General features: G+C 66.3%; 19 protein-coding genes. 10 read left to right on the forward strand and 9 right to left on the reverse strand.

Annotation, left to right across the window (positions count from 1 at the left end; genetic code table 11):
* Positions 1-74 precede the first annotated feature (74 nt).
* Positions 75-1,226 carry a glycosyltransferase family 4 protein gene (locus tag SPHN_RS09985; RefSeq protein ID WP_248523289.1) on the reverse strand — a complete coding sequence of 384 codons (1,152 nt, stop codon included), beginning with the start codon at positions 1,224-1,226 and terminating at the stop codon, positions 75-77.
* Between the two features lie 103 nt (positions 1,227-1,329).
* On the opposite strand from SPHN_RS09985, the gene radA reads away from it, so the two are divergent.
* From radA to SPHN_RS10020, 7 genes are all read left to right on the forward strand, one after another.
* A complete protein-coding gene (radA, locus tag SPHN_RS09990) occupies positions 1,330-2,700 on the forward strand; it encodes a DNA repair protein RadA (RefSeq protein ID WP_132897587.1) in 1,371 nt (456 codons plus the stop codon).
* A 407-nt stretch (positions 2,701-3,107) separates the two neighbouring features.
* Positions 3,108-3,440, forward strand: a complete 333-nt coding sequence (locus tag SPHN_RS09995; RefSeq protein WP_432715076.1) for a hypothetical protein — start codon at positions 3,108-3,110, stop codon at positions 3,438-3,440.
* 48 nt (positions 3,441-3,488) lie between these two features.
* Positions 3,489-4,049, forward strand: coding sequence for a YkgJ family cysteine cluster protein (locus SPHN_RS10000; RefSeq protein WP_248523291.1), 561 nt, complete (start codon positions 3,489-3,491; stop codon positions 4,047-4,049).
* A gap of 59 nt (positions 4,050-4,108) precedes the next feature.
* The gene (locus tag SPHN_RS10005) at positions 4,109-4,675 is read left to right on the forward strand and encodes a CvpA family protein (protein WP_248523010.1); all 567 of its coding nucleotides are present in this window, start codon (positions 4,109-4,111) and stop codon (positions 4,673-4,675) included.
* Entirely contained in the window at positions 4,672-5,103 is a 432-nt protein-coding gene (locus SPHN_RS10010) for an iron-sulfur cluster assembly scaffold protein (protein ID WP_248523011.1), read from the forward strand. Before SPHN_RS10005 ends, SPHN_RS10010 begins: the two co-directional genes overlap by 4 nt.
* Positions 5,103-6,863 (forward strand): cation:proton antiporter, encoded by a 1,761-nt coding sequence (locus SPHN_RS10015; protein ID WP_248523012.1) that lies wholly within the window; start codon positions 5,103-5,105, stop codon positions 6,861-6,863. The genes SPHN_RS10010 and SPHN_RS10015 overlap by 1 nt, the downstream gene beginning before the upstream one ends.
* A gap of 7 nt (positions 6,864-6,870) precedes the next feature.
* Positions 6,871-7,197 (forward strand): DUF423 domain-containing protein, encoded by a 327-nt coding sequence (locus SPHN_RS10020; protein WP_248523013.1) that lies wholly within the window; start codon positions 6,871-6,873, stop codon positions 7,195-7,197.
* A 13-nt stretch (positions 7,198-7,210) separates the two neighbouring features.
* Here the strand turns inward: SPHN_RS10020 and SPHN_RS10025 are convergent, their stop codons facing one another.
* Both SPHN_RS10025 and SPHN_RS10030 read right to left on the reverse strand, forming a co-directional pair.
* Positions 7,211-8,215, reverse strand: coding sequence for a helix-turn-helix domain-containing protein (locus SPHN_RS10025; RefSeq protein WP_248523014.1), 1,005 nt, complete (start codon positions 8,213-8,215; stop codon positions 7,211-7,213).
* Entirely contained in the window at positions 8,212-9,606 is a 1,395-nt protein-coding gene (locus tag SPHN_RS10030; RefSeq protein ID WP_248523015.1) for an MFS transporter, read from the reverse strand. The genes SPHN_RS10025 and SPHN_RS10030 overlap by 4 nt, the downstream gene beginning before the upstream one ends.
* A gap of 337 nt (positions 9,607-9,943) precedes the next feature.
* Between SPHN_RS10030 and SPHN_RS10035 the strand changes: the two genes are divergently transcribed.
* The 3 genes from SPHN_RS10035 (at position 9,944) to SPHN_RS10045 (ending at position 14,736) form a co-directional block, all read left to right on the forward strand.
* Positions 9,944-11,113: a lactonase family protein gene (locus SPHN_RS10035; protein ID WP_248523016.1), complete on the forward strand. Its 1,170-nt coding sequence runs from the start codon at positions 9,944-9,946 to the stop codon at positions 11,111-11,113.
* Positions 11,114-11,243: 130 nt separating this feature from the next.
* On the forward strand, positions 11,244-12,755 hold the full coding sequence (locus SPHN_RS10040) for an ATPase domain-containing protein (RefSeq protein WP_282580527.1): 1,512 nt from the start codon (positions 11,244-11,246) through the stop codon (positions 12,753-12,755).
* Between the two features lies 1 nt (position 12,756).
* Complete coding sequence (locus SPHN_RS10045; RefSeq protein ID WP_248523017.1) at positions 12,757-14,736, forward strand: ATP-binding protein; 1,980 nt, start codon at positions 12,757-12,759, stop codon at positions 14,734-14,736.
* Positions 14,737-14,740: 4 nt separating this feature from the next.
* Here SPHN_RS10045 and SPHN_RS10050 read toward each other — a convergent pair whose 3' ends face one another.
* The 6 genes from SPHN_RS10050 to SPHN_RS10075 all read right to left on the reverse strand — a co-directional run bounded on the left by SPHN_RS10050 (position 14,741) and on the right by SPHN_RS10075 (position 21,919).
* The gene (locus tag SPHN_RS10050) at positions 14,741-16,156 is read right to left on the reverse strand and encodes a coniferyl aldehyde dehydrogenase (RefSeq protein ID WP_248523018.1); all 1,416 of its coding nucleotides are present in this window, start codon (positions 16,154-16,156) and stop codon (positions 14,741-14,743) included.
* 19 nt (positions 16,157-16,175) lie between these two features.
* Positions 16,176-16,700, reverse strand: a complete 525-nt coding sequence (locus SPHN_RS10055) for a hypothetical protein (RefSeq protein ID WP_248523019.1) — start codon at positions 16,698-16,700, stop codon at positions 16,176-16,178.
* Positions 16,701-16,804: 104 nt separating this feature from the next.
* Positions 16,805-18,010 carry an acyl-CoA dehydrogenase family protein gene (locus SPHN_RS10060; RefSeq protein WP_248523020.1) on the reverse strand — a complete coding sequence of 402 codons (1,206 nt, stop codon included), beginning with the start codon at positions 18,008-18,010 and terminating at the stop codon, positions 16,805-16,807.
* A gap of 23 nt (positions 18,011-18,033) precedes the next feature.
* A complete protein-coding gene (locus SPHN_RS10065; RefSeq protein ID WP_248523021.1) occupies positions 18,034-19,131 on the reverse strand; it encodes an acyl-CoA dehydrogenase family protein in 1,098 nt (365 codons plus the stop codon).
* Positions 19,128-20,666, reverse strand: coding sequence for an acyl-CoA synthetase (locus SPHN_RS10070; RefSeq protein WP_248523022.1), 1,539 nt, complete (start codon positions 20,664-20,666; stop codon positions 19,128-19,130). The genes SPHN_RS10065 and SPHN_RS10070 overlap by 4 nt, the downstream gene beginning before the upstream one ends.
* Positions 20,666-21,919, reverse strand: a complete 1,254-nt coding sequence (locus SPHN_RS10075; protein ID WP_248523023.1) for an acetyl-CoA C-acetyltransferase — start codon at positions 21,917-21,919, stop codon at positions 20,666-20,668. The genes SPHN_RS10070 and SPHN_RS10075 overlap by 1 nt, the downstream gene beginning before the upstream one ends.
* Positions 21,920-22,016: the final 97 nt, after the last annotated feature.

Raw genomic sequence — 22,016 nt, forward strand, 5'->3', positions numbered from 1 at the left:
ACCCCAGCTTTCGCTGGGGTGACGGGGAGGGGGCGGGGGGAAGGTGAATTCGAAAGGTACACGTGGCAGACAACTTAGCCGCCCCGCCGCGCCATCACCTCGAGATACGTATCGAGCACCGTCTGGTTGATCGTATCCCACAGATACCCGGCCGCCTTGTCATGCCCGGCCCAGCCCATCCTCTCCCGCAGCCCCGGCTCGGAAACGATCCGCCCGATCGCGTCGGCGTACCCGCCGATGTCGGTCGGCAGCACGAGGAACCCGGTCACCCCATCGTCGACCAAACCGACCGCCCCCGACGCGCGTGCGGCGACCACCGGCACACCCGCCGCCATCGCCTCCAGCGTCACGTTGCCGAACGTCTCGGTCACGCTCGGGTTGAAGAACACGTCCATCGACGCGACCGCGCGACCGAGATCGTCGCCCGACTGGAACCCCGCGAACACCGCGCCCGGCACGCGGGCGGCAAACCAGTCGCGCGCGGGTCCCTCGCCGATCACCAGCACCTTGTGCGGCACGCCGCGCTGCTCCAGCGTCCGGATCACGTCGGCGAAGACGTCGAGCCCCTTCTCCTTCACTAGCCGCCCGAGAAACCCGACCGCTACCTCGCCGTCCGCAATCCCGCGCGCGCGCCGCCAGTCGAGATCGCGGCGCGTCGGCGTGAAGCGGTCGTGGTTTACGCCGCGCGACCAGATTGCGGTCGGCGTCGTCACGCCCCAGCTGCGGACGATTTCGGCCATGCCGCGCCCCGGCACCAGCACTTCGTCGACGCGGTTGTAGAATCGCGTCAGGATCTTCACCATGATCGGCTCGAAGAACGCCATCCGGTAATAGCGGAAATACGTCTCGAACCGCGTGTGCAGCGACGCCACCGTGGCGATGCCGTTGCGGCGCCCATAGCTGATCGCGCGATGCCCCAGGAAATCGGGCGCTGACACGTGGACGATGTTCGGCGCAAACGCATCGAGGTCGCGACGGATCGCGGCGGGCAACCCGCGCGCCATCTTGTATTCGCCGCGCCCCGCCGGCAACGGCAGCGATGGCACCGCGACCAGATCGCCGGTCGGCGGGAAGGCAGGCTTGGCGTTGGTCGGCGAATAGACACGCACCGTCGCGCCCTTCGACAACAGATGGCCGACGAGCAAGTTCAGCGCCTGGTTTGCGCCATCGCGAACGTAATTATAGTTGCCGCTGAACAGGGCGATGCGCAGGTCGGTGGCGTGCATCGTCGCGCGGATAACGCGGTGCGCCGTCAAGCGCCACTAAATCCGCAACATAGGTCGTATGCCGGCCATTGATGTTCCCGTATCGTTCTCGTACACCGGCGACATGGCGAAACCCCAGAAGCGTTATGTGTGTCAGTCCTGCGGATCGGTGTCGCACCGCTGGGCGGGGCAATGCGCCGACTGCAACGAGTGGAATACGCTGGTCGAGGAGGCGAACACCGCCGCCACGCCGTTCCATTCGAAGCATAATCTCCAGACCGGCGGCCGCGCGATCCAGCTGGTCGGGCTCGATGCGGAGATCAAGCTGCCCGACCGGATGGCGACCGGGATCGCCGAACTCGACCGTGCGCTGGGGGGCGGCTTCGTCGAGGGTTCGGCGACGCTGATCGGCGGCGATCCCGGGATCGGCAAGTCGACGCTGTTGTTGCAGGCGGCGGCGAAGATGGCGCTGGCGGGGCAGTCGGTCGCGTACGTCTCGGGCGAGGAGGCCGCGGATCAGGTCCGGTTGCGTGCGCGAAGGCTGGGCCTTGGCAACGCGCCGGTGCAGTTGGCGGCGGCAACGTCGACGCGCGACATCCTGACGACGTTGCAGACCAAGCCACCCGCGATGCTGGTGATCGATTCGATCCAGACGATGCACTCCGACCTGATCGAGGGCGCTCCGGGGACGGTCAGCCAGGTGCGGGCGTCGGCGCAGGAGCTGATCCGGTTCGCCAAGGAGCGCGGCACCGCGGTGGTGCTGGTCGGGCACGTGACGAAGGACGGCTCGATCGCGGGACCGCGCGTGCTGGAGCACATGGTCGACACGGTGCTCTCGTTCGAGGGCGAACGCAGCCACCAATACCGCATCCTCCGCGCGATCAAGAACCGCTTCGGCGGCACCGACGAGATCGGCGTGTTCTCGATGCAGACCGAGGGACTGGCGGAGGTCGGCAACCCGTCGTCGCTGTTCCTGACGCACCGCGACGATGCGATGACCGGTGCGACGGTGTTCCCAGCGCTCGAAGGCACGCGGCCGGTGTTGGTCGAGATTCAGGCGCTTACCGTTCGGCTGGCGTCCGGTGCGACACCGAGGCGCGCAGTGGTCGGCTGGGATTCTGGTAGGCTCGCGATGATCCTCGCGGTGCTGGAAGCGCGGTGCGGGCTGAGCTTCTCCAATGCCGAAGTGTATCTCAACATCGCGGGCGGCTACCGCGTCCAGGACCCTGCGGCGGACCTCGCGGTGGCGGCGGCGCTGATCTCGGCGATGTCGGAGCGGCCGGTGCCGGTCGATGCGGTGGCATTCGGCGAGGTCGCGCTGTCGGGCGAGATCCGGCCGGTCGCGCATGGTCCGCTGCGGTTGAAGGAGGCGAGCAAGCTCGGCTTCGAACGTGCACTCGTGCCCGCGTCGATGACGGGAGAGAAGAGCGGGATGAAACTCTCGGGGTTCAAGACGCTGGCGTCGTTCGTCGATCACATGATGGGGCGGGGATAACGAACACTAGAAGGTAGCTTGTTTCCCCGCGAAGGCGGGGATCCAGACTGGGCTCCCGCCTTCGCGGGAGAACAAGGCAACGGTGGTGATTGTGCTGGACCGTGCGGGTAGGTCCGATCGGGGGGGCTGCGTTCCCATCAGCGTACCGCGTCATCGTGGACAAGTTTGGCACTGATACCCACTAGATGAAGCCCCACCCCGGCGGAGGCCGGGGCCCAGTTGGGGGACGTTGCTGGCGACCGCTGCGCTTAATACCACGACCTTTCCAACTGGGCCCCGGCCTTCGCCGGGGTGGGGTGGTGATGGCCGTTGTCGGTCATCAGTCGATCGAACCGCACACAGCAACATCATCGTCGCGGCAGGTACGGTCACGCGGCGAGCGCATGGCCTCTCGCGACAGCTATGCTATGGCCACCCTTATGGCGAACACGCGAAGCAACACCGGTACCGTCGAGGTCGACGGCACCCGATACGACTGGCACCTCCAGCGCGAGCCGCAGCACACGGATGCCGAGGGCTGGAAGGGCATGACGATCTCGCTGTTGCAGGACGATGCCAAACGCGAAGCCCTGCTCGAGTTCCCCGCGCCGAAACGCCTGTTGAAGGGCTTGCCGCGCGGGCGGCTCCAGATCGACGACGCGACGATCGCTCGCGGCGTGCGGGCGGCGTTGGCCGCGGGGTGGGAGCCGATGTCGCGCGGCAAGCCGATGGTCTTCACGGTGGATTCCGAAGGGAATTGAACCGTGGATCGGCGTGACACCCCGACCCCGACGGACCCGCGCGCGCAGATGCAGCCCCAAGCCGATCTGGAAACCACGCTGCTGGGGCCGATCCTGCCCGATCGGAGCTGCGGCGATTGCACCGCGTGCTGCACCGAACTGACCGTCGATACGCCCGAGTTCGCTAAACCCGCTGGCACGCCGTGTATCCACCTCTGCGAACAGGGCTGCGGCATCCATGCCGTCCGCCCGCGCATCTGCCGAACCTGGTTCTGCGCCTGGCGACGGGTCGCGAGCTTGCCCGACGAAGCACGGCCCGACCGGTCCGGGCTTCTCGTCTCGCTCAATTTCGTCAACAAACCGCAGAATTGCCTGGAAGGCGTATCGATCAACGTCCGCGTGCTCGCCGGCAGCGACGCGATCGCGAACGGCATGGCGGCGACCGTGCTCGACAGCGTGTGCGACCAGCTGGTCCCGGTCTGGTTCAGCGACGGGTCGAAGAAAATGCTGATGCATCCCGACACCGACGTCGCCCGCTTCGTCCTCTCCGGAGAGGCTGCACCTCCGCATTTGCAGGACGAAGTCGCTGCATGGCGCGAACGCTACGGCGTGTTCGGCTTGAACCGCTAGGACGCGTCGGTCGCAGCATGCACTAGCGGTTCGGCCCCTGCGTCCCTATTCCAGAGCGCATGAACCTCACTGCCCTAGACATCGTCGTCCTGATCGCCGTCGCCGGGTCCGCGGTGCTGGGGCTGGTCCGCGGGTTCGTGACCGAAGTGCTGTCGATGTTCGCCTGGGTGGCGATGGTGGCGATGTTGAAGCTGTTCCACATCCCGCTCGCCGCCGCGCTATCGCCGGTTGTCGGCACGGTCGGCGGTGCTGCGGTGCTCGCGTTCGCGATCATCACCGGCGTCACCTATATCGGTGGGCGGCTGGTCGCCAACGCGATCGGCGCGCGGACGCGGACCTCGATCCTCGGCCCGGTCGACCGTGCGCTTGGCTTCGGGTTCGGCGCGCTGAAGGGCCTGATTCTCGCCAGCCTCGTCTTCCTGCTCGCGACGCTGGTCATCGACACGATGGGCGGCGGAGCCTCGCGCCGGCCCGGCTGGATGACGACGTCGCGCACCTATCCGCTGCTCAACGCGACCAGCGCGAGCATCGCCGATTTCGTCGACCGCCGCCGTCGTGGCAAACCCGTCTTCGGCGCAACCACCCCGCCTTCCAGATCCGATAACGCAAGCGAGCCGAAGTCATGAGCGCTCCCCTCTACAATGCCGAGATCCTGCGCCTCGCAGCCACGATCCCGCATCACGAACGCCTTCCCGAGCCGATGGCGACCGCCGAGAAACGCTCGCCGATCTGCGGGAGCCGGGTGACGATCGACGTCGCGGTGGACGATGCTGGGCGGGTCAGCGAGGTCGGCCTGCTGGTCCGCGCCTGCGCGCTCGGCCAGGCATCGTCGTCGTTGCTCGCGGCGAATATCCTCGGCCGCACCCCCGCCGAACTCGCCGCGACCCGCGATGCGTTGACCGCATGGCTTGCGCGCGAGGGCGATGCGCCCGATTGGCCGGGAATGGATATATTCACCCCCGCGCTCGACTACACCGCGCGTCACCCCTCGATCCGGCTCGCATTCGAAGCCGCGGCCGAGGCCGCCGATACCGCTGCAAAGGCGAAAGTCTGATGGCCGAGGCGTCGCCGTCGCTGTTGCGGGACGGTGTCGTACTGCTCGGGTTCGGCCTCATGTTCGTGCTGCTGTTCCGGCGGCTCGGGCTGGGTGCCACGCTGGGCTATCTCGTCGCGGGCGCGGTCGTCGGGCCGCATGTCCTCGGGCTGGTCGGCGATGCGGAGTCGAAGCTCGGGTTCGCCGAACTCGGCATCACGCTGCTGTTGTTCATCGTCGGGCTCGAACTCAATCCGTCGCGGCTGTGGCGGATGAAAGAGGAAATCTTCGGGCTGGGGCTGTTGCAGGTCGTGGTCTGCGGGCTGGCGATCACCGCGATCGTGTGGATCGGCGCGAAGTTCTCGCTGCCCGCCGCACTCGCGCTCGGCCTCCCGCTCGCCTTGTCGTCGACCGCGCAGGTGCTGCCGATGCTGCGCTCGTCGGGCCGGATGCGGACGCCGTTCGGTGAACGCGCCTTCTCGATCCTGCTGTTCCAAGACCTCTCGATCGTGCCCTTGATCACGATCGTCGCAGCGATGAGCCGCAATCCGGCCGACGCCAACGCGCCGCCGGGGTGGCTGCTGGCGATCTACACGGTGCTCGCGGTCGGTGGCTTGATCATCGCCGGGCGCTTCCTGCTCCGCCCGTTCTTCCGCCTGATCGGCAATCTCGGCGAGCGCGAGATGTTCGTCTTCGCCGGGCTGTTCACCGTCATCGCCAGCGCCGCCATCATGGAATGGCTCGGGCTTTCGACCGCGCTCGGCGCGTTCATCGCCGGCGTAATGCTCGCGGACAGCCCGTATCGGCACGAACTGGAGGCTGATGTCGAGCCGTTCCGTTCGATCCTGCTCGGGCTGTTCTTCCTCGCGGTCGGCATGGTGCTCGACCTGAACGCGATCGCCGAGCGCCCGGTCTTCGTGATGGCGATGGCCGCGGCGCTGATCCTGACCAAGACGAGCGTGATCATGCTGATCGGCATGGCGTTCAAGATGACCTGGCGGCAGGCGTTCGCGCTTGGCCTGCTGCTGAGCCAGGGCGGCGAGTTCGGCTTCGTGCTGTTCGCGCAGGCGCAGGCGGGGCTGCTGATCGAACCACAGGCGGCGAGCCTGTTCGGCGCGATCATCACGCTATCGATGGCGACCACGCCGTTCCTGATGGGGATCACCAAGCGCTTCCGGACCGAGCCGCTCGCCAAGGACCAGGAGCGCGACGGGCCCAAGACCGACGGCTCGAACGCGATCATCGTCGGCTATGGCCGGTTCGGGCAGACCGTCGGCCAGATGCTATTGACGCAGGATATTCCGGTGACGCTGATCGATACGGATATCGAGATGATCGACATCGCCGGCGAGTTCGGCGCCAAGGTCTATTACGGCGACGGCACGCGGCTCGACCTGTTGCGACAGGCGGGCGCGGCGGAGGCCGAGCTGATCTGTTTCTGCATGGACGGTGATCAACTCGAGCCCGACACGATCGAGGGCGTGCACGAGGCGTTCCCGAATGCCGCGATCTATGTCCGTGCGTTCGACCGCCGCGCACTGGTCAAGCTGAAGAACACGTCGGCCTCGTATGTCGTCCGCGAAGTGCTGGAATCGGCGGTGAAGATGGCGCGGCTGGCGATGGACGGGTTGGGCGTCGCCAGCGCGGACATCGATCGTGCCGAGGACATGTACCGCGCGCGAGACAAGGAGCGGTTGCAGCTCCAGATCGATTCTGGCGACATGCGCGCGGCGCGGGCCGAGACCGCCGAACGCTTTCCATGGGGGAACGACGCGACATGATCCCGTCATGATTATCGCTATACTTGCCGCCTTGTCGGGCGCGATCGCGGTCGCGGCGGGGGCGTTCGGAGCACACGGCGCGAGCGGGCCGGCGGCTGATTGGCTGAAAACCGGTGCGCAATACCAGCTGGTGCACGTCGTCGCGGCGCTGGTCGCGATCCGGATGGAGGCGCGCGGACCAGCGTGGCTGTTCGTCGTCGGCGGGGCGCTGTTCGCGGGATCGCTCTACGGCTTGGCGATGGGCGGCGGGCGCTGGCTCGGCCCGATCACGCCGATCGGTGGCGCGCTGCTGATCGGCGGATGGTTGTGGCTCGCATGGAGCGCGAGGACCTAGCGGTAGCCGGCCTTCAGCGTAGTTCCTGCTGCCACAACCGGATCTGCTCGATCGGGTCCGTTTCCGCAATCGCGGTTGCGATCGCCGACCGATAGCCACCGGGACGCAGCCCGTATCGGGCCAGAAACGCACGGCTGGCATGGCTTTCCGTGACGAAACCCGCATCGAGCGCGATCTCCGCGAATGACCGTCGTTCGGCGGGCTTCGAGAGCGCACGTCGAACCTGTTCCAGCCGACGTGCGAGAATGAAGGCTGCAATCCCCTGTTGTGGTCGCAGCAATCGGTAGAGCGTTGCGCGCGAGACGCCGCTTTCCGCAATCGCCGTCTCGGCATCGAAACCAGGATCGCCCAGCCGCCCATCGATCAACATGCGAAGCTGGCCGAGCCGCCGCCCGTCGCGGCCCGCTTCGACGACCGCGTCGTGCAGGCCATGCGCTTCGAGAGCGACCTTCAACAGCGTGCACAGGGCGGACGTCGCCGCCGGTAACGACGAGGTCTTCATCATCGGCAGGTTCGACAACAGCGACCGGACGAAATCGGCGTAAAGGCGGCAGTGGTCGGCTGCGAGCACCAGGCCATGAAGACCGCCGATCGGCCCTACGGTTTCCTCGATCCGGTCCTCGGCGATCGCAAGCGTCGCGATCCGCGCATCGCGCATCATGTTGCGCGTCGCTCGGCTGACATCGATCAGGACGATCTCGCCGGCGTTGATATTGCGGACGCCATCGCCGAGGTCGATCTGCAACAGACCTTCGAACACCAGAGTGACCGTCCAGTGCGTGAACCCATCGCGGCCCACGCGCTGTTCGCCCCGACTATGGCTGATATCGTTGAGCCGTCGGTTGTAGAGCAGTGCTCGATCCAGCCGCCATGCCTCGAATGCCGCACGCGGATTCGGGCCGACCTGCGTAACATCGGCGCCGATTGCATACAGCGCGCGGTAGCGATCCATTCGCTGGTCCTGCGGCAACGCTTCGCTGTCGAACGCGACCCGTTCGGGCGTTTCGTGACTCGTCATGCCGCGTACTGCTGGCGATAGCGGTGCCGCACCGCCACCGCCGCGAGGCCGCAGACGCCGCTGGCGATGACGCCGGTCGCGAACAATGCGGTTCCGAGCGCCCCGCCGGTGGCACCGGTAGCGATACTGGTACCGGCCGTGCCAGTGCCGGCGATCGTGGCCAATACGCCTGTCAGCAGCGGTCCGACCCCGACACCGAAGAGCGTGACGAGGGCAAGGAAAATGCCGTTGACGGTAACGCGCGTCGCGGCCGGACTTAGCAACTGGACGCCGAACAGTCCGCAGAACGACGCGATCCCCAAGATGAGGTTTGTCAGCGCGACGCCGATAACCGCGCCAGTCAGCCCGGGAGCCCAGATCAGCCCCGCCAGCGGCAACAACGCCGTGGCTAGCCCGGCCAGGATGATCGCCGGGATGTGACCATGCCACGACGCATAACGGGTCATGAGCCAGCCGGCCGCAAGCTGACCCGCGGGTGCAGCAAACAATGTGATCGCGCCCAGAAGGATTGCCGCCTGAGCGGGCTGCAGGCCGCGATCGCGCACAAACAGGGTCGGCAGCCAGGCGCCCATCGCCTGGATCAAAAGAATGGGCATGATCGCCGCTGCCAAAAACAGCGCAAATGTCCACCAATGGACCTCGGTAGACACTGAAGCGTCCCGCGGACCGCGCGGCGGATCTGGATCAGGGCGATCGGCGGCACGGGCGGCCAGCGCGTCGCGTGTCGGCGTTCGAATACTGACGAGCAGTGGAAGCATGATGATATTAGGCAGAGCCGTGATCACGAAGAGCCATCGCCACTGTGCGACATCGCCAAGCAGGCTTCCGGGGGCGTCGCGCGCCATGACCGCCAATGCCGACAGCAAGGCGCCGACCGTCAACAATGCCGTGCTTCGCCCGATCGTCGATCCGCTGGTAAAGAGGGAAAGTGCACGCGCTCGATCGTTAGTGCCGGCTGTGTCGACGAGCCAGGCGATCGCGACTGGCACGAACATGGCCTGACCGATCCCGAGCCCGGCGCGCGCCACCGTCAGTGTGGCGCTCGACTGTGCAGTGCCGGTCACGAGCGTCGCTGTGGTCCAGACGACCACGCCGCCTATCAACCAGCCGATCGATGCCTGTCGCCCACGGAGGACTGCCGCCAGCGTGAGCGCGGTAATTCCATACGGTATCGCGAATGCGGTCCCGACTATCCAACCCGCCTGGGCGTCGCTCATCGCAACATCCAGACGCATCAACGGCAGCGCTCCCGCGATCATGGTGCGATCGATGAAGGCCAGACAGTGAAGTGTCGCAAATACGGTGACGATACGCTTGATGAGTCGCGCCCCCGAGGCGTTCAATTTTTCCAATATTGTGAAGGATCTGGCCCCGGTAGCGCCAGCGGTCAAGCCGTTCGGTGGTGGCGCAAAGCGACCATCGGCGGATCACGTGCGCTCATAATAATGCGCCCCAAGTGATGGCAAAATCCTCGCAGCCACCTGTTCAATGGCAGGATGCCCGACCGGGTCTTCATCAAGACATCGAAACGTCCAATTTGAACCAAACTCGCTCATGCCAATATCCGATCGGGACTGTCGCTCCACTGGATTATAGCCGGCGCCGGATTTCCTATCTTACGAGGCCGCCACATCGAGTCCTTATGGTTAATTCATGGCGTGCCCTGTCTGCAGGGTTGACCGATACTGACGGAACGCACGAAGAGGATGCGGGAAGGTGGAGGGCCGGATGACCGACGGAATGACGCGACGGACGATGCTAGGCACGATGGGGCTCGGTGCGATGGGCACGACCCTCGCCTTGCCGATCGCAGCGGGAGCGGCGGCGGCAAAAGCCGGGACCGCAGGCCGCATGCCGGCGTTGCTGGCGGGCACCTATGCGCGCGAAGGTGGCAAGGGGCTGTATCCGATCACCGGTGCGGCCGATCGGTGGCAGATCGGTACGCCGGTCGGCGACATCGTCGACGCGTCGTTCGGGATCGGCGGTGGTCCCGGCGGCAGCTGGTATCTGGTCCGCGAACAGGCGCAGGGCGAACTGTCGGTCTATGCGGCCGGCTGGGCTCGCCGCGCGACGGTGTCGACCGGCGGCGCCGACCCGTGCCATCTCGCGCTCGATCAAGGATCCGCCTGTCTCGCGGTGGCGAATTATTCGAGCGGCAGCGTCGCGTTCTACCAGCTCGACCGCCGCACGGGCCTGCCCACACCCGCCGGGGTGTTCCGCCATGCCGATGTCGAGATCGGCGCGCAAACCGACAGCGGTCGCGGCCGGAATCATGACCGGCAGGAGGCACCGCACGCGCATTGGGTCGGGTTCAGTCCCGACCGGCGCTGGCTGCACGCAGTCGATCTAGGTGCCGACGCGATCTTCGCCTATCGGTTCGATCCACGGGCGCGGACCGTGGCGGCACCGCTGGTCGCATGGCAGGCGCCGGCGGGGGCAGGACCGCGACACATGGCGCGGCATCCACGACTGGCGCTGGCCTATGTCGTCTGCGAACTGTCGAACGCGCTGTATACGCTCGACGCGCGCACGGACGGGCGTTTCGTGACGCGGTACAGCATCTCGACCTTGCCCAAGGGCCATGCCGGCGCGTCGCAGGCCGCGCACATCGCGATCGATCGCGCGGGTCGGCGGATGTACGTCTCGAACCGCGGACACGACAGCATCGCGGTGTTCGCGCTCGATGCCGCGGGCACCCCGACCTTGCTCCAGCATAGTCCCAGCGGTGGGCACTGGCCGCGCGTCTTCGTGCTGCTCGACGACGAGCGGCGGCTGGTCGTGGGCAACGAGCGGTCTGGGACGCTGGCGGTATTCCGGGTGGCCGGCGATGGCCGTCTGACGCCGACCGGCGAGACCCGGTCCGTGCCGGGCATCGTGTTCCTGGGTCGGCCGGCCTAGACGCGCGGGGCATATCAGGATCGGCCGCGTCGCAAATGTCGTACGCCTTTGCGAATACGGCGGAATATCCTATGTGAATCCGGTCTTGGCGCCCGATACTGGCGCGCCGGGCGATAGGAAGGAGTGCCAATTGGCACAAGACGACGACCTGCCGACATTGGCACGGACAGGGATCGAAGGGCTCGACGATATTCTCAACGGGGGGCTTACCCCGGACCGGATGTATCTGGTGGAGGGCACGCCCGGCACCGGCAAGACCACGCTGGGACTGGGTTTCCTGCTTGCCGGATTGGCGGGCGGCGAGATCGGCCTGTACATCACGCTCGCCGAAACCGAGGTGGAACTGCGCGCGGTAGCCAAGACGCATGGCTGGTCGCTCGATCCGCTGGTCCTGTTCGAGATGGTCCCCGCTGACGGCTTCAGCGAAGATCACGAACAGACGTTACTGCACCCGAGCGAGGTCGAACTCGGCGAGACGATCCGCGCCGTGATGGCGAAGGTCGACGAGATCCGGCCATCCCGCGTCGTCATCGACAGCCTGTCCGAACTTCGCCTGCTCGCGCAGAGCCCGATCCGCTATCGTCGCCAGATCCTAGCGCTGAAGCACTTTTTCTCGACACGCGATTGCACCGTGCTGTTTCTCGACGACAAGAGCGGCAGCGGCAGCGATCTCCAGTTGCACAGCATCGCCCACGGCGTGGTGTCGCTCGAGCAGACGCTGTCCGGGTTCGGTGCGCAACGGCGTCGGCTGCACGTCGTCAAGATGCGCGGCGTGCGGTACCGCGGCGGCTATCACGACTTCGAGATCGAGCGTGGCGGGCTGTGCGTCTATCCCCGGCTGGTCGCGTCGGAGCATGGCGATCCCTATTCCGACGAGGCGATGTCGACCGGGTCGAACGAACTCGACGCTTTGCTCGGCGGCGGGCTCATTCCCGGCACGGCCACGCTGCTGACCGGCCCGGCGGGCGTCGGCAAGACCACCGCATCAGTGCAGAGCATGATCGCAGCGCTGAAGCGCGGCGAGCGCGCGGCCTATTTCCTGTTCGACGAGCGGCTGCCGACGTTGCTCAAGCGAAGTGCCGCGCTGGGCATGGACATGGCGCCGTTCGTCGACAGCGGGCAATTGCTGTTGCGCGCGATCGACCCTGCCGAAATGTCGCCGGGGGAATTCTCGAACGCGGTGCGCGCGGCGGTCGAGGTGCACGGTGCCAAGGTCGTCGTGATCGACAGCCTGAACGCATACCTGCAAGCGATGCCGAACGAGCAGTTCCTGATCCTGCAGATGCACGAGATGCTGACCTATCTCGGCCAGAAGGGCATCGTCAGCCTGCTGATCCTCGGGCTGCACGGGATCACCGGGGACGTCCGGTCCGATGTCGACCTGAGCTATCTGTCCGATACGATCGTCCAGCTGCGCTATTTCGAAGCACATGGCGAAGTGCGGCAGGCGATTTCGGTGATCAAGACGCGTACCGCACGGCACGAAAGGACGATCCGGGAGTTTCAGATCGGTGGTAGCGGGCTGCACGTTGGTGAACCGCTGCGGCATTTCCAGGGCGTCCTGACCGGCGTGCCGACATTCTCCGGTGAAGGAACGACACTCATGGCCAGCCGGAACGGGACCGAGAGCACCACTCTCTGACATGGAGGACCGCGTCCTCATTCTCGCGCCACGCGGGCGCGATGCGGCGATCGCGGCGGACCTGCTCGACAGGAATTCGATCGTTTCGAAGATCTGCGAGGATCAGGCGGTGCTGCTCCGGGAGCTGAAGGTTGCGGCCGGCGCGGTGCTGCTCACCGAGGAGGCGCTGACGGCCGAGGATTCGACCGCGCTGACCGAGTGGATCGCCGCGCAACCGAGCTGGGCGGACATCCCGTTCGTCGTGCTGACGAACGGCACCAAGACACCGCGGACGTTGCACGCGACGCAACGGCTCAGCGATCTCGGCAACGTCGTGCTGCTCGAACGGCCCCTGCATGCGGAGGCGATGCTCGGTGCGATCCGGTCGGCGTTGACGGCGCGAGGCCGGCAATACGAACTACGCGATGTCGCGGTGACGCTGGAGCGCGCGGTCGAGGATCGCACCGCCGAATTGCGGTCGGCGCGCGAGAGCCTGGAGATCGCGCTCGAGGCGGCCGGGATGGGCAGCTGGGACTTCGACCTGAAGACCGGCGAGACGCGCCGGACGCAGCGTCATGACGACATCTTCGGCTATCCGAACGGGGTGGCGGTGTGGAACCTCGAAGCGTTTCTGAACCAGGTCGATCCGAAGCAGCGCGCAGCGGTGAAACGTACGCTGGAAGAGTCGTGGCAGACCGGGACGCTCGATCTCGAATGCAGCATCGCCGCGGCGGATGGCGTCAAGCGCTGGATCGTCCTCAAGGGGCGCGTGCTCCACGATGCGGAGGGCGCAGCCGTGCGGATGTCCGGCGTGGTTTCCGACGTGACCGATCGCAAGGAAGCCGATGCGCAACTCGCCCAGGCGCAGAAGATGGATGCGATCGGCCAGCTGACCGGCGGCGTCGCGCACGACTTCAACAATCTGCTGACCCCGATCGTCGGCAGCCTCGACCTGATGCGGCGGCGACACAAGGACGACGAGCGGACGCAGCGGATGATCGGGGGCGCGTTGCAGGCCGCCGAGCGTGCCGCGACGCTGACGCAGCGCTTGCTGGCGTTCGCGCGGCGGCAGGCATTGCAGCCGCGTGCGGTCGATATCGGCGCGCTGATCGACGGGTTGGTCGACCTGATCCGGCGCTCGCTGGGGCCATCGATCACCGTCGTGCTCGAAGTGCCACGCCATCTGTCGTCGGCGCGGGTCGATCCGAACCAGCTCGAACTCGCGTTGCTCAACCTGGCGATCAACGCGCGCGACGCGATGCCGGGCGGCGGGCGCCTGACGCTGTCGGTCAGCCAGTCGGTGGTCGACGATCGCAACCTGATCGGTCTGGCCGCGGGAAGCTATATCCGTCTGACCGCGGCGGACACCGGGACCGGGATGGATCGTGCGACGCTGGCGCGTGCGACCGAACCGTTCTTCTCGACCAAGGGTGTCGGCAAGGGCACCGGACTTGGGCTGTCGATGGTCCATGGCCTGGCCGCGCAATCGGGCGGCACGCTTCGCCTGACGAGCGAGCCGGGCGCGGGAACCGCCGTGGAGTTATGGCTTCCCGCGACCGAGGAGGCGCCGGTCGACACGATCGAGAGTTCACCGGAACCGGTCCAGGCCCGGCGCGGCGCAAAAGTGCTGCTGGTCGACGACGAGGATCTCGTTCGTGCGGCAACTGCCGACATGCTGCGTGACATCGGCTATGTCGTCGTCGAGATGGCATCGGCCAGCCAGGCGCTATCGGCGATCCGATCGGGCGTCGACGCCGACATTCTGGTCAGCGATTACCTGATGCCGGGAATGACCGGCGGCCAGTTGATCGGCGAGCTGCGATCGTCGGGTATCCGCATGCCGGCTCTGCTCGTGACCGGGTATGCGGCGGCGGGAGAAGACGTGCCCGACGACATCCCCCGGCTCGCCAAGCCGTTTCGCCAGGTCGATCTGGCCGCGCGGGTCGACGAATTGTTGCGGCAGTCGCCGGCGGGGCGGCCGAAACTGCGCGCGGTCGACTAGGCCTTCAGCGGATCATGCGGGCGATCGTCTTGGCCGCCGCCGCGCCGTACGGGGGTTTGAGCCCGGCGAGCTTGGCGACATCGAGCTTCGATTGCTTGAAGACGGCACGCGCGTGGCTGAACGTGCGGAAGCCGTCGATGCCGTGATACGCGCCCATGCCGGACGGTCCGCTCCCGCCGAAGGGGAGGTCCTCCATCGAGACGTGGAAGATCACGTCGTCGAGCGTCACGCCGCCCGAGATCGTGCGGTCGAGCACGCGGCGGCGCTCGGCCTCGTCACTGCCGAAATAATAGAGTCCGAGCGGGCGGTCGCGGCGATTCACCTGCGCGATCGCGTCGTCGATGCCGTCGTAGCGGCGGATCGGCAGGACCGGGCCGAAGATCTCTTCCTGCATGACGATCATGTCGTCGGTCGCGTCGCGGACGATGTGCAGCGGCATTTTCCGCGAATTGGCGGCGCCGAAATCCTCGTCGGCGGGGTTCACGACCTCGACCGTGGCGCCCTTCGCGCGGGCGTCGGCGATCCAGTCGGTGAGGCGCTGGTGGTGGCGATCGTTGACCACCGAGGTGTAGTCGGCGTTGGCGAGCAGGGTGGGGTACATCGCGCTGGCCGCGGCCTTGATGCCATCGACCACCTTGGCTTCGTCCGCCGAGGGCACGAGCATATAGTCGGGCGCGAGACAGATCTGCCCCGCGTTCATCATCTTGCCCAGCGTGACGCGTTCGGTCGCGCGCGCGATATCCGCCGACGCGCCAAGGATGACCGGCGACTTGCCGCCGAGTTCGAGCGTGACCGGCGTCAGGTTGTCGGCGGCGGCGTGGAGGATGTGGCGGCCGATCGCAGTCGCGCCGGTGAAGATGAGGTGATCAAACGGGAGCGCGGAGAACGCCTTGCCGACCTCCGCATCGCCGGAGACGATCGCGAGTTCGTCCTGCGCGAAATAGCGGGCGGCGAGTTCCTCGAACAGCGCGGCGGTGGCGGGGGTGTATTCGCTCGTCTTCGCCATCGCGCGGTTGCCCGCGGCGAACACCCCCGCAAGCGGCGCGATCAGCAGGTTCACGGGGAAATTCCACGGCGCGATGATGCCGATCACGCCCTTGGGCTGATACTCGACCCACGCCTTCGCGCCGAGCAGGCCGAGCGGAAACTGGACCGGGCGGCGGTCGCGCTTCATCCAGCGGTCGAGATGTTTTGCGGCATGGGCGATCGGCGCGAGCGACGCACCGATATCGGTCATCATCGTCTGCTCACGGCTGCGGTGCCCGAAATCCTCCGACACGGCGTCGCAGAACCGCGCCGCGTTATCCCGCACCATCGCCGCGGTACGCTTGAGGCGGTCTAGGCGGACGGCCTTGGTAACCGGCATCTCCGCCATGAACGCTTCGCGTTGGGCGGTTAGGATCGTTTGCAGACTGCTCATCGGGCATCCTTGTGAGTCGTTAGGATTGGATTGGCCATTCCGGCCGCTTGAGTTCCTTCCCTGTGATGATCGCCTCGACCATTTTAAGCTGATCATAAACCAACGTTCTGATGATCTCCTGGTCTTCAACAGTTCCATCTCGATCAAGTAGATCAGTGGCTATGGGCTCGATTGCCAGATTCACTAATTTGAGTAATCCACCTACCGCTACCAGATGCCGAGCTATCGACCTTGGCCCCTGGTCGGTCAGTTCAAAAATTGGAAAGCGGTCTATCTCACTGGCGACGCTTGTCATGGTCAGGCCTGCCGCGCGTATTGATATCGTTGTGGGCAAGAAATTGGCGGATGTTCGGTGATAGCTTTCAAGAACCTCGTATCCATTTTGCAAAAGCCGGCCAGCCGAATTTTTGAGCTGCCGTCGCCTTTGCCAATGCGGCGCGAACGCTGTGAAATAGGTTATCACGAGCGCCAGTGTAGCGCCGGCGAATTGTGCCCACCCTGATAAGCCCTGGTGAGTTTCCAACCATGCCAAGATATTAGCCATCTCGCCTCCACCCCAGCTGAAACGGGCTTACAAAGCCATAATTTACGTGCTTCACAGGCTACACGTTTGAATATCTGTCTGCTTCAGGATGTCGGCAGCAATTATCACGCCCCAACCGGCAGATCCCGGAACGCCTGATCCTTGTCCACCCGGATTTCGCCGGGGAGGCCGAGGACGCGTTCGGCGATGATGTTCTTGAGGATTTCGTCGGTGCCGCCGGCGATGCGCAGGCCGGGGGCCCACATCGTCGCGGCGTGGAAGGCGCCCTTCAGCGGGGTCAGCGCGGGGTCGGCGATGATGCCGTATTGATCGCCTGCCTCGACCGCGGTGTTGCCGATCGCCTGCAACTGGTTGGCGGCGACGATCTTGCCGATCGAGCTTTCGGGGCCGGGCACTTGACCTTTCGACAGTGCGGTGATCGTCCGCATCCGGGTGTTGCGCAGGCCCTCAGATTGCACCCACCAGTCGGCGAGCGTCTGGCGAAACGCGGCGTCTTTCAGCAGCGGGCCGTCTGCGCCGTTGGCCTGGGCGGCGAAGGCGAGGATATCCTCGGGGCCGACGCCGCCGCTCGTGCCGATCGCGAGACGCTCGTTCATCAGCGTGAACAGCGCGACTTTCCAGCCGCCGTCGACCGGCCCGAGGCGTTGCGCGTCGGAGATGCGGACGTCCTCGAACCACACTTCGTTGAAACTCGAACCGCCGGACATCTGGTGGATCGGGCGGATCTCGATCCCGGGCGCCTTCAGGTCGAGCCAGAACATCGTCAGGCCCTGATGCTTGGGGACGTCGGGGTTGGTGCGGACGAGGACGATGCCATAGTCGCTGTAATGCGCGCCCGAGGTCCAGACCTTCTGGCCGTTGATCACCCAGTCGTCGCCGTCTCGCACCGCGCGCGTGCGGATCGCGGCGACGTCGGAGCCGCCGGCGGGTTCGGAGAAGAGCTGCGACCAGATCTCGTCGCCGCGCACCGCGGGGCTGACGAAGCGGTGCTTGGTCGCGTCGTCGGCATAGGCCATCACGGTCGGCACGCACATCCCGAGCCCGATCGTGAAATAGCTGCCATCGACCGCGTGTTTCGCCTCTTCCTGGCCGAAGATCACGCTTTCGATCGGCGTGCCACCGCCGCCGCCCCATTCCTGCGGCCAGGTGATGCAGGCGTATCCGCCCGCCGCCTTACGCGCCTGCCAAGCCTTCGCCTTGGCCATGTCGTCGGGGTAGTGGCCGGCGTCGTGCTCGGCGATGTTCGCGTCGAGCCACGCGCGCGCGGCGGCGCGATAGGTGGCTTCGGCGTCGCTGTCCTTGAAGTCCATGATCGTCCTTTCAGGCGGCCCAGCTAGGCGGCGTTGCGCATTTCGAGTTGGCCGACGAGGCGTTCGCGCCACGCGGCGGGGCTGCCGGCGACGAGCGCGAGCTGGCGCGAGCGGCGGTAATGGAGGTGGCAGTCGGACTCCCAGGTGAAGCCCATTCCGCCATGCGTCTGGATGTTCTCCTTCGACGCGAACCAATAGGCGTCGGACGCGGCAACGCGCGCGGTGGCGGCGGCGAGCGGCAGTTCGGCGGCGCCTGCATTGAGCGCCCACGCGCCGTAATAGGCGTTCGAGCGCGCGAGTTCGTTCTTGACGTACATGTCGGCGAGCTTGTGCTTGATCGCCTGGTACCCGCCGATCTGGCGGCCGAACGCGTAGCGATCGAGCGCATAGCCCTTTGCCATATCGAGACAGCAATCCGCGCCGCCCAGTTGTTCGAATGCGAGGAGGACGGCCGCGCGATCGAACACCGCCTGCATCGCGGCGATGCCGTCGTCGGTGCCGAGCCTTTCGCAAGGCGCGTCGGTGAAGGTGAGGCGAGCGGCGCTGCGGGTCGGGTCGAGGGTTTCGAGGACTTCTGTGGTAACGCCCGCGCCCTGCTCGACTAGGTAGAGGCCGTCGCGCGCGAGGACGACGATCAGGTCGGCGACGTCGCCGTCGGTGACGGGGATCTTCTCGCCGGTAAGTGTGCCGCCGGAGACGGTGGTGCGGACCGAGCGTGCGGTGACCGGGCCGGCACCTTCCGACGTCGCGAACGCGCCAATGACGTCGCCCGCCGCGATCCTCGGCAACCATCGGACTTTCTGGGTGTCGCTGCCGTAGAGCATCAGCGCTTCGGCGACGAAATAGACGGTCGAGGCGAACGGGATCGGCGCGCAGGCTCGCCCCAGTTCCTCGGCAATCGCGCAAAGTTCGATATGGCCGAGGCCTAGCCCGCCGAACTCCTCGGGGATCGCCGCGCCGAGCCAGCCTTGCGCGGCCACCGCTTTCCAGAGCGTCGCGTCATAGGCTTTGGCGGGATCGTCGAGAACTGCGCGGACGCGGTCGCTGCCGCAATGCGCGCCGAGGAACTTGCGTGCTTCGTCCTTGAGGAATTTCTGGTCGTCGGAATAATCGAAGTTCATGCGGACTCCTTCGAATGCGCCCAATATTCGTCGCGGAGCAGGCGCTTGTAGAGTTTCCCCGTCTCGTGCCGCGGCAGCGTCTCGCGGAAGTCGATCCGGCGCGGCGCTTTCACATGGCTGAGGTTCGCGCGGGCGAAAGCGCTGAGCTCGGCCGCCAGTTGCGTGCGGTCTTCGGTTGGGTCGGCGGGGCAGATTATCGCCACCACCTGCTCACCCATCTCGTCGTCCGGCGCGCCGATCACCGCGACGTCGGCGACCTTCGGGTGCGTGACGAGCAAATTCTCGATCTCGGCGGGATAGATGTTCACGCCGCCCGAGATGATCATGAAGCTCTTGCGGTCGGTGAGGTAGAGATAGCCCTCCTCGTCGAGCCACCCGACGTCGCCGAGCGTCGTCCAGCCATGTGCGTTGGCGGCTTCCGCGGTCTTGGCGGGATCGTTGTGATATTCGAACCCGCCGCCGCCCGCGAAATAGACGTCGCCTTCCGCACGCGGTGGCAACGCGTTGCCATCCTCGTCGCAGATCATCGTCTGCGCGGTCAGGTTGCGGCCGACCGAGCCCTTGTGCGTCAGCCACTCCGTGCTGGAGATTGCGCAGAACCCGTTGCCTTCGGTGCCGGCGTAATATTCGCCGATGATCGGGCCCCACCAGTCGATCATCGCCTGCTTGACCGGGAGCGGGCAGGGGGCTGCGGCGTGCCACACCGCTTTCAGCGACGATACGTCGTAGCGGGCGCGGACTTCGGTCGGCAGTTTGAGCAGGCGGATGAAGTGCGTCGGCACCCATTGCGCATGCGTGACGTGGAACCGTTCGATGGCGGCGAGCGCGGCTTCGGGGTCGAAATGCTCCATCACGACGACGGTGCCGCCGACCTGGTGCACCGCCATCGACCAGCGCAACGGCGCGGCGTGATAGAGCGGCGCGGGCGAGAGATAGACCATCTCGGGCGTGAACCCGTACAGTCCCTTGCCGAGCATCACGAGCGGCGAGACGTTGGTCCCGAACGGCTCTTCCGACAGTGCGTGCTTGACGCCCTTGGGCTTGCCGGTGGTGCCCGACGAATAGAGCAGGATGCCGCCGGGTGAAGGGTCGGCAATCGGCGTGGCCGGCTTCGCGTCGCGCGCGGCTTCGTAAGACGCGTACCCGTCGATCGCGCCGTCGACGACGTACCGCCGGACGTCGTCGAGCATCGGTACCAGCGCCGCTGCGACCTCCGCGCATCCCTTGCTCACGATCAGCACACGGCAATCGCCGTCGCGGATGATGTACGCCGCCTCGCTCGCGGTCAGTTTCGAGGAGAGGCAGGTGCAATAGACGCCGGTCCGCTCGGCCGCCCACATCACCTCCAGATAGCGCGGCGAATTGTCCATCAGCACCGCAATGCCGTCGCCGCGCTTCAGGCCGAGCGAGCGGAGCAGATGCGCGCCCTCGTTCGCGCGGACGTCGAGTTCGCGATACGTCACCGTCTCACCCGTCGCCGCCATGATGTAGGCGGGTTTGTCGGGCGTCGTCAGCGCGTGCGCGACGGGGTGCATCAGACGCGCTCGATGATGATCGCCGGCGCCATCCCGCCGCCCGCGCACATCGTCACGAGCCCGCGCTTCAGGTCGCGGCGTTCGAGCTCGTCCAGGATCGTGCCGATCAGGATCGCGCCGGTCGCGCCGATCGGATGGCCCAGCGCGATCGAGCCGCCATTGACGTTCACCTTGTCGCGGTCGAGCTTCAGGTCGCGGATGAACTTCTCGGCGACCACGGCGAACGCCTCGTTGATCTCCCACAGGTCGATGTCGTCGACCGTCAGCCCGGCCTTCGCCAGCACCTTCCGCGCCGCGGGGACGGGGGCGTTGAGCATCAGCGTCGGATCGTCGCCCATGTTCGCCATCGCGACGATCCGCGCACGGGGTTTCAGCCCGTGCTTGGCGGCGTACTCAGCGCTGGCGAGCAGGATCGCGGCGGCGCCATCGACTACACCGGAGGAATTGCCGGCGTGATGGACGTGCTTGATATCGACGTCGGGATAGCGGCGGTTGATCTGCTTCCGATACGTGGTGCCCTTGTCGTCGAGCGGCACGTCGGCGATCCCGGCGAACGAGGGGCGCAGTGCGGCGAGGCCCTCGGCGGTGGTGTCGGGGCGCGGATATTCGTCTTTCTCCAGCACCAATGCGCCGGTGGCATCGGTGACGGGGACGAGGCTGCGATCGAACCGCCCTTCGGCGATCGCCACCGCGGCGCGGCGCTGGCTTTCGAGCCCGAGCGCTTCGAGCGTTTCGCGGTCGATCCCCTCGATGCTGGCGATCGCATCGGCGCAGATGCCCTGGTTCGACTGCGGATGCGCGGCGTCGAGCCTGGCGTTGCCCGAGCCGATCCCGAGCGGCCGCTTGCCCGCCGCCATGTCGTCCTGCATCATCGTCGTGGTGAGCGACATCATCTCGGTCCCGCCGGCGATGACGAGGTCTTCCATCCCGCTCATGATCTGCGCCGCCGCGAAGTTCACCGCGGTGATCCCGCCGCCGCAGAACCGGTCGAGCGTCGTCCCGCTCGCCTTGACGTCATAGCCCGCATCGAGCGCGGCCATCCGCCCGAGATCGCCGCTTTGCTCGCCACGCTGCGTCGAGGTCGACCAGATGATGTCGTCGACATCGGCGGTATCGAGCTTGTTTCGCTCGGCAATTGCCTTGAGAACGGTCGCGGCGAGATGTTGCGGGTGCATGTGCGCGAGCGCGCCCTTGCCCGTCTTGCCGATCCCGCGCGGGGTACGGACGGCGTCGATGATCAATGCCTCGGCCACACTCTCTCTCCTGTTACACCCGCCGCTTTGGTGCGGTCGTGGTGCCTGATGCCGGATTGCGTCCGGCTTCGTTCCGACGTAACATTCGTTATGGAGA

Source organism: Sphingomonas faeni (assembly GCF_023195535.1).
GTDB classification, from domain to species: domain Bacteria; phylum Pseudomonadota; class Alphaproteobacteria; order Sphingomonadales; family Sphingomonadaceae; genus Sphingomonas; species Sphingomonas faeni_B.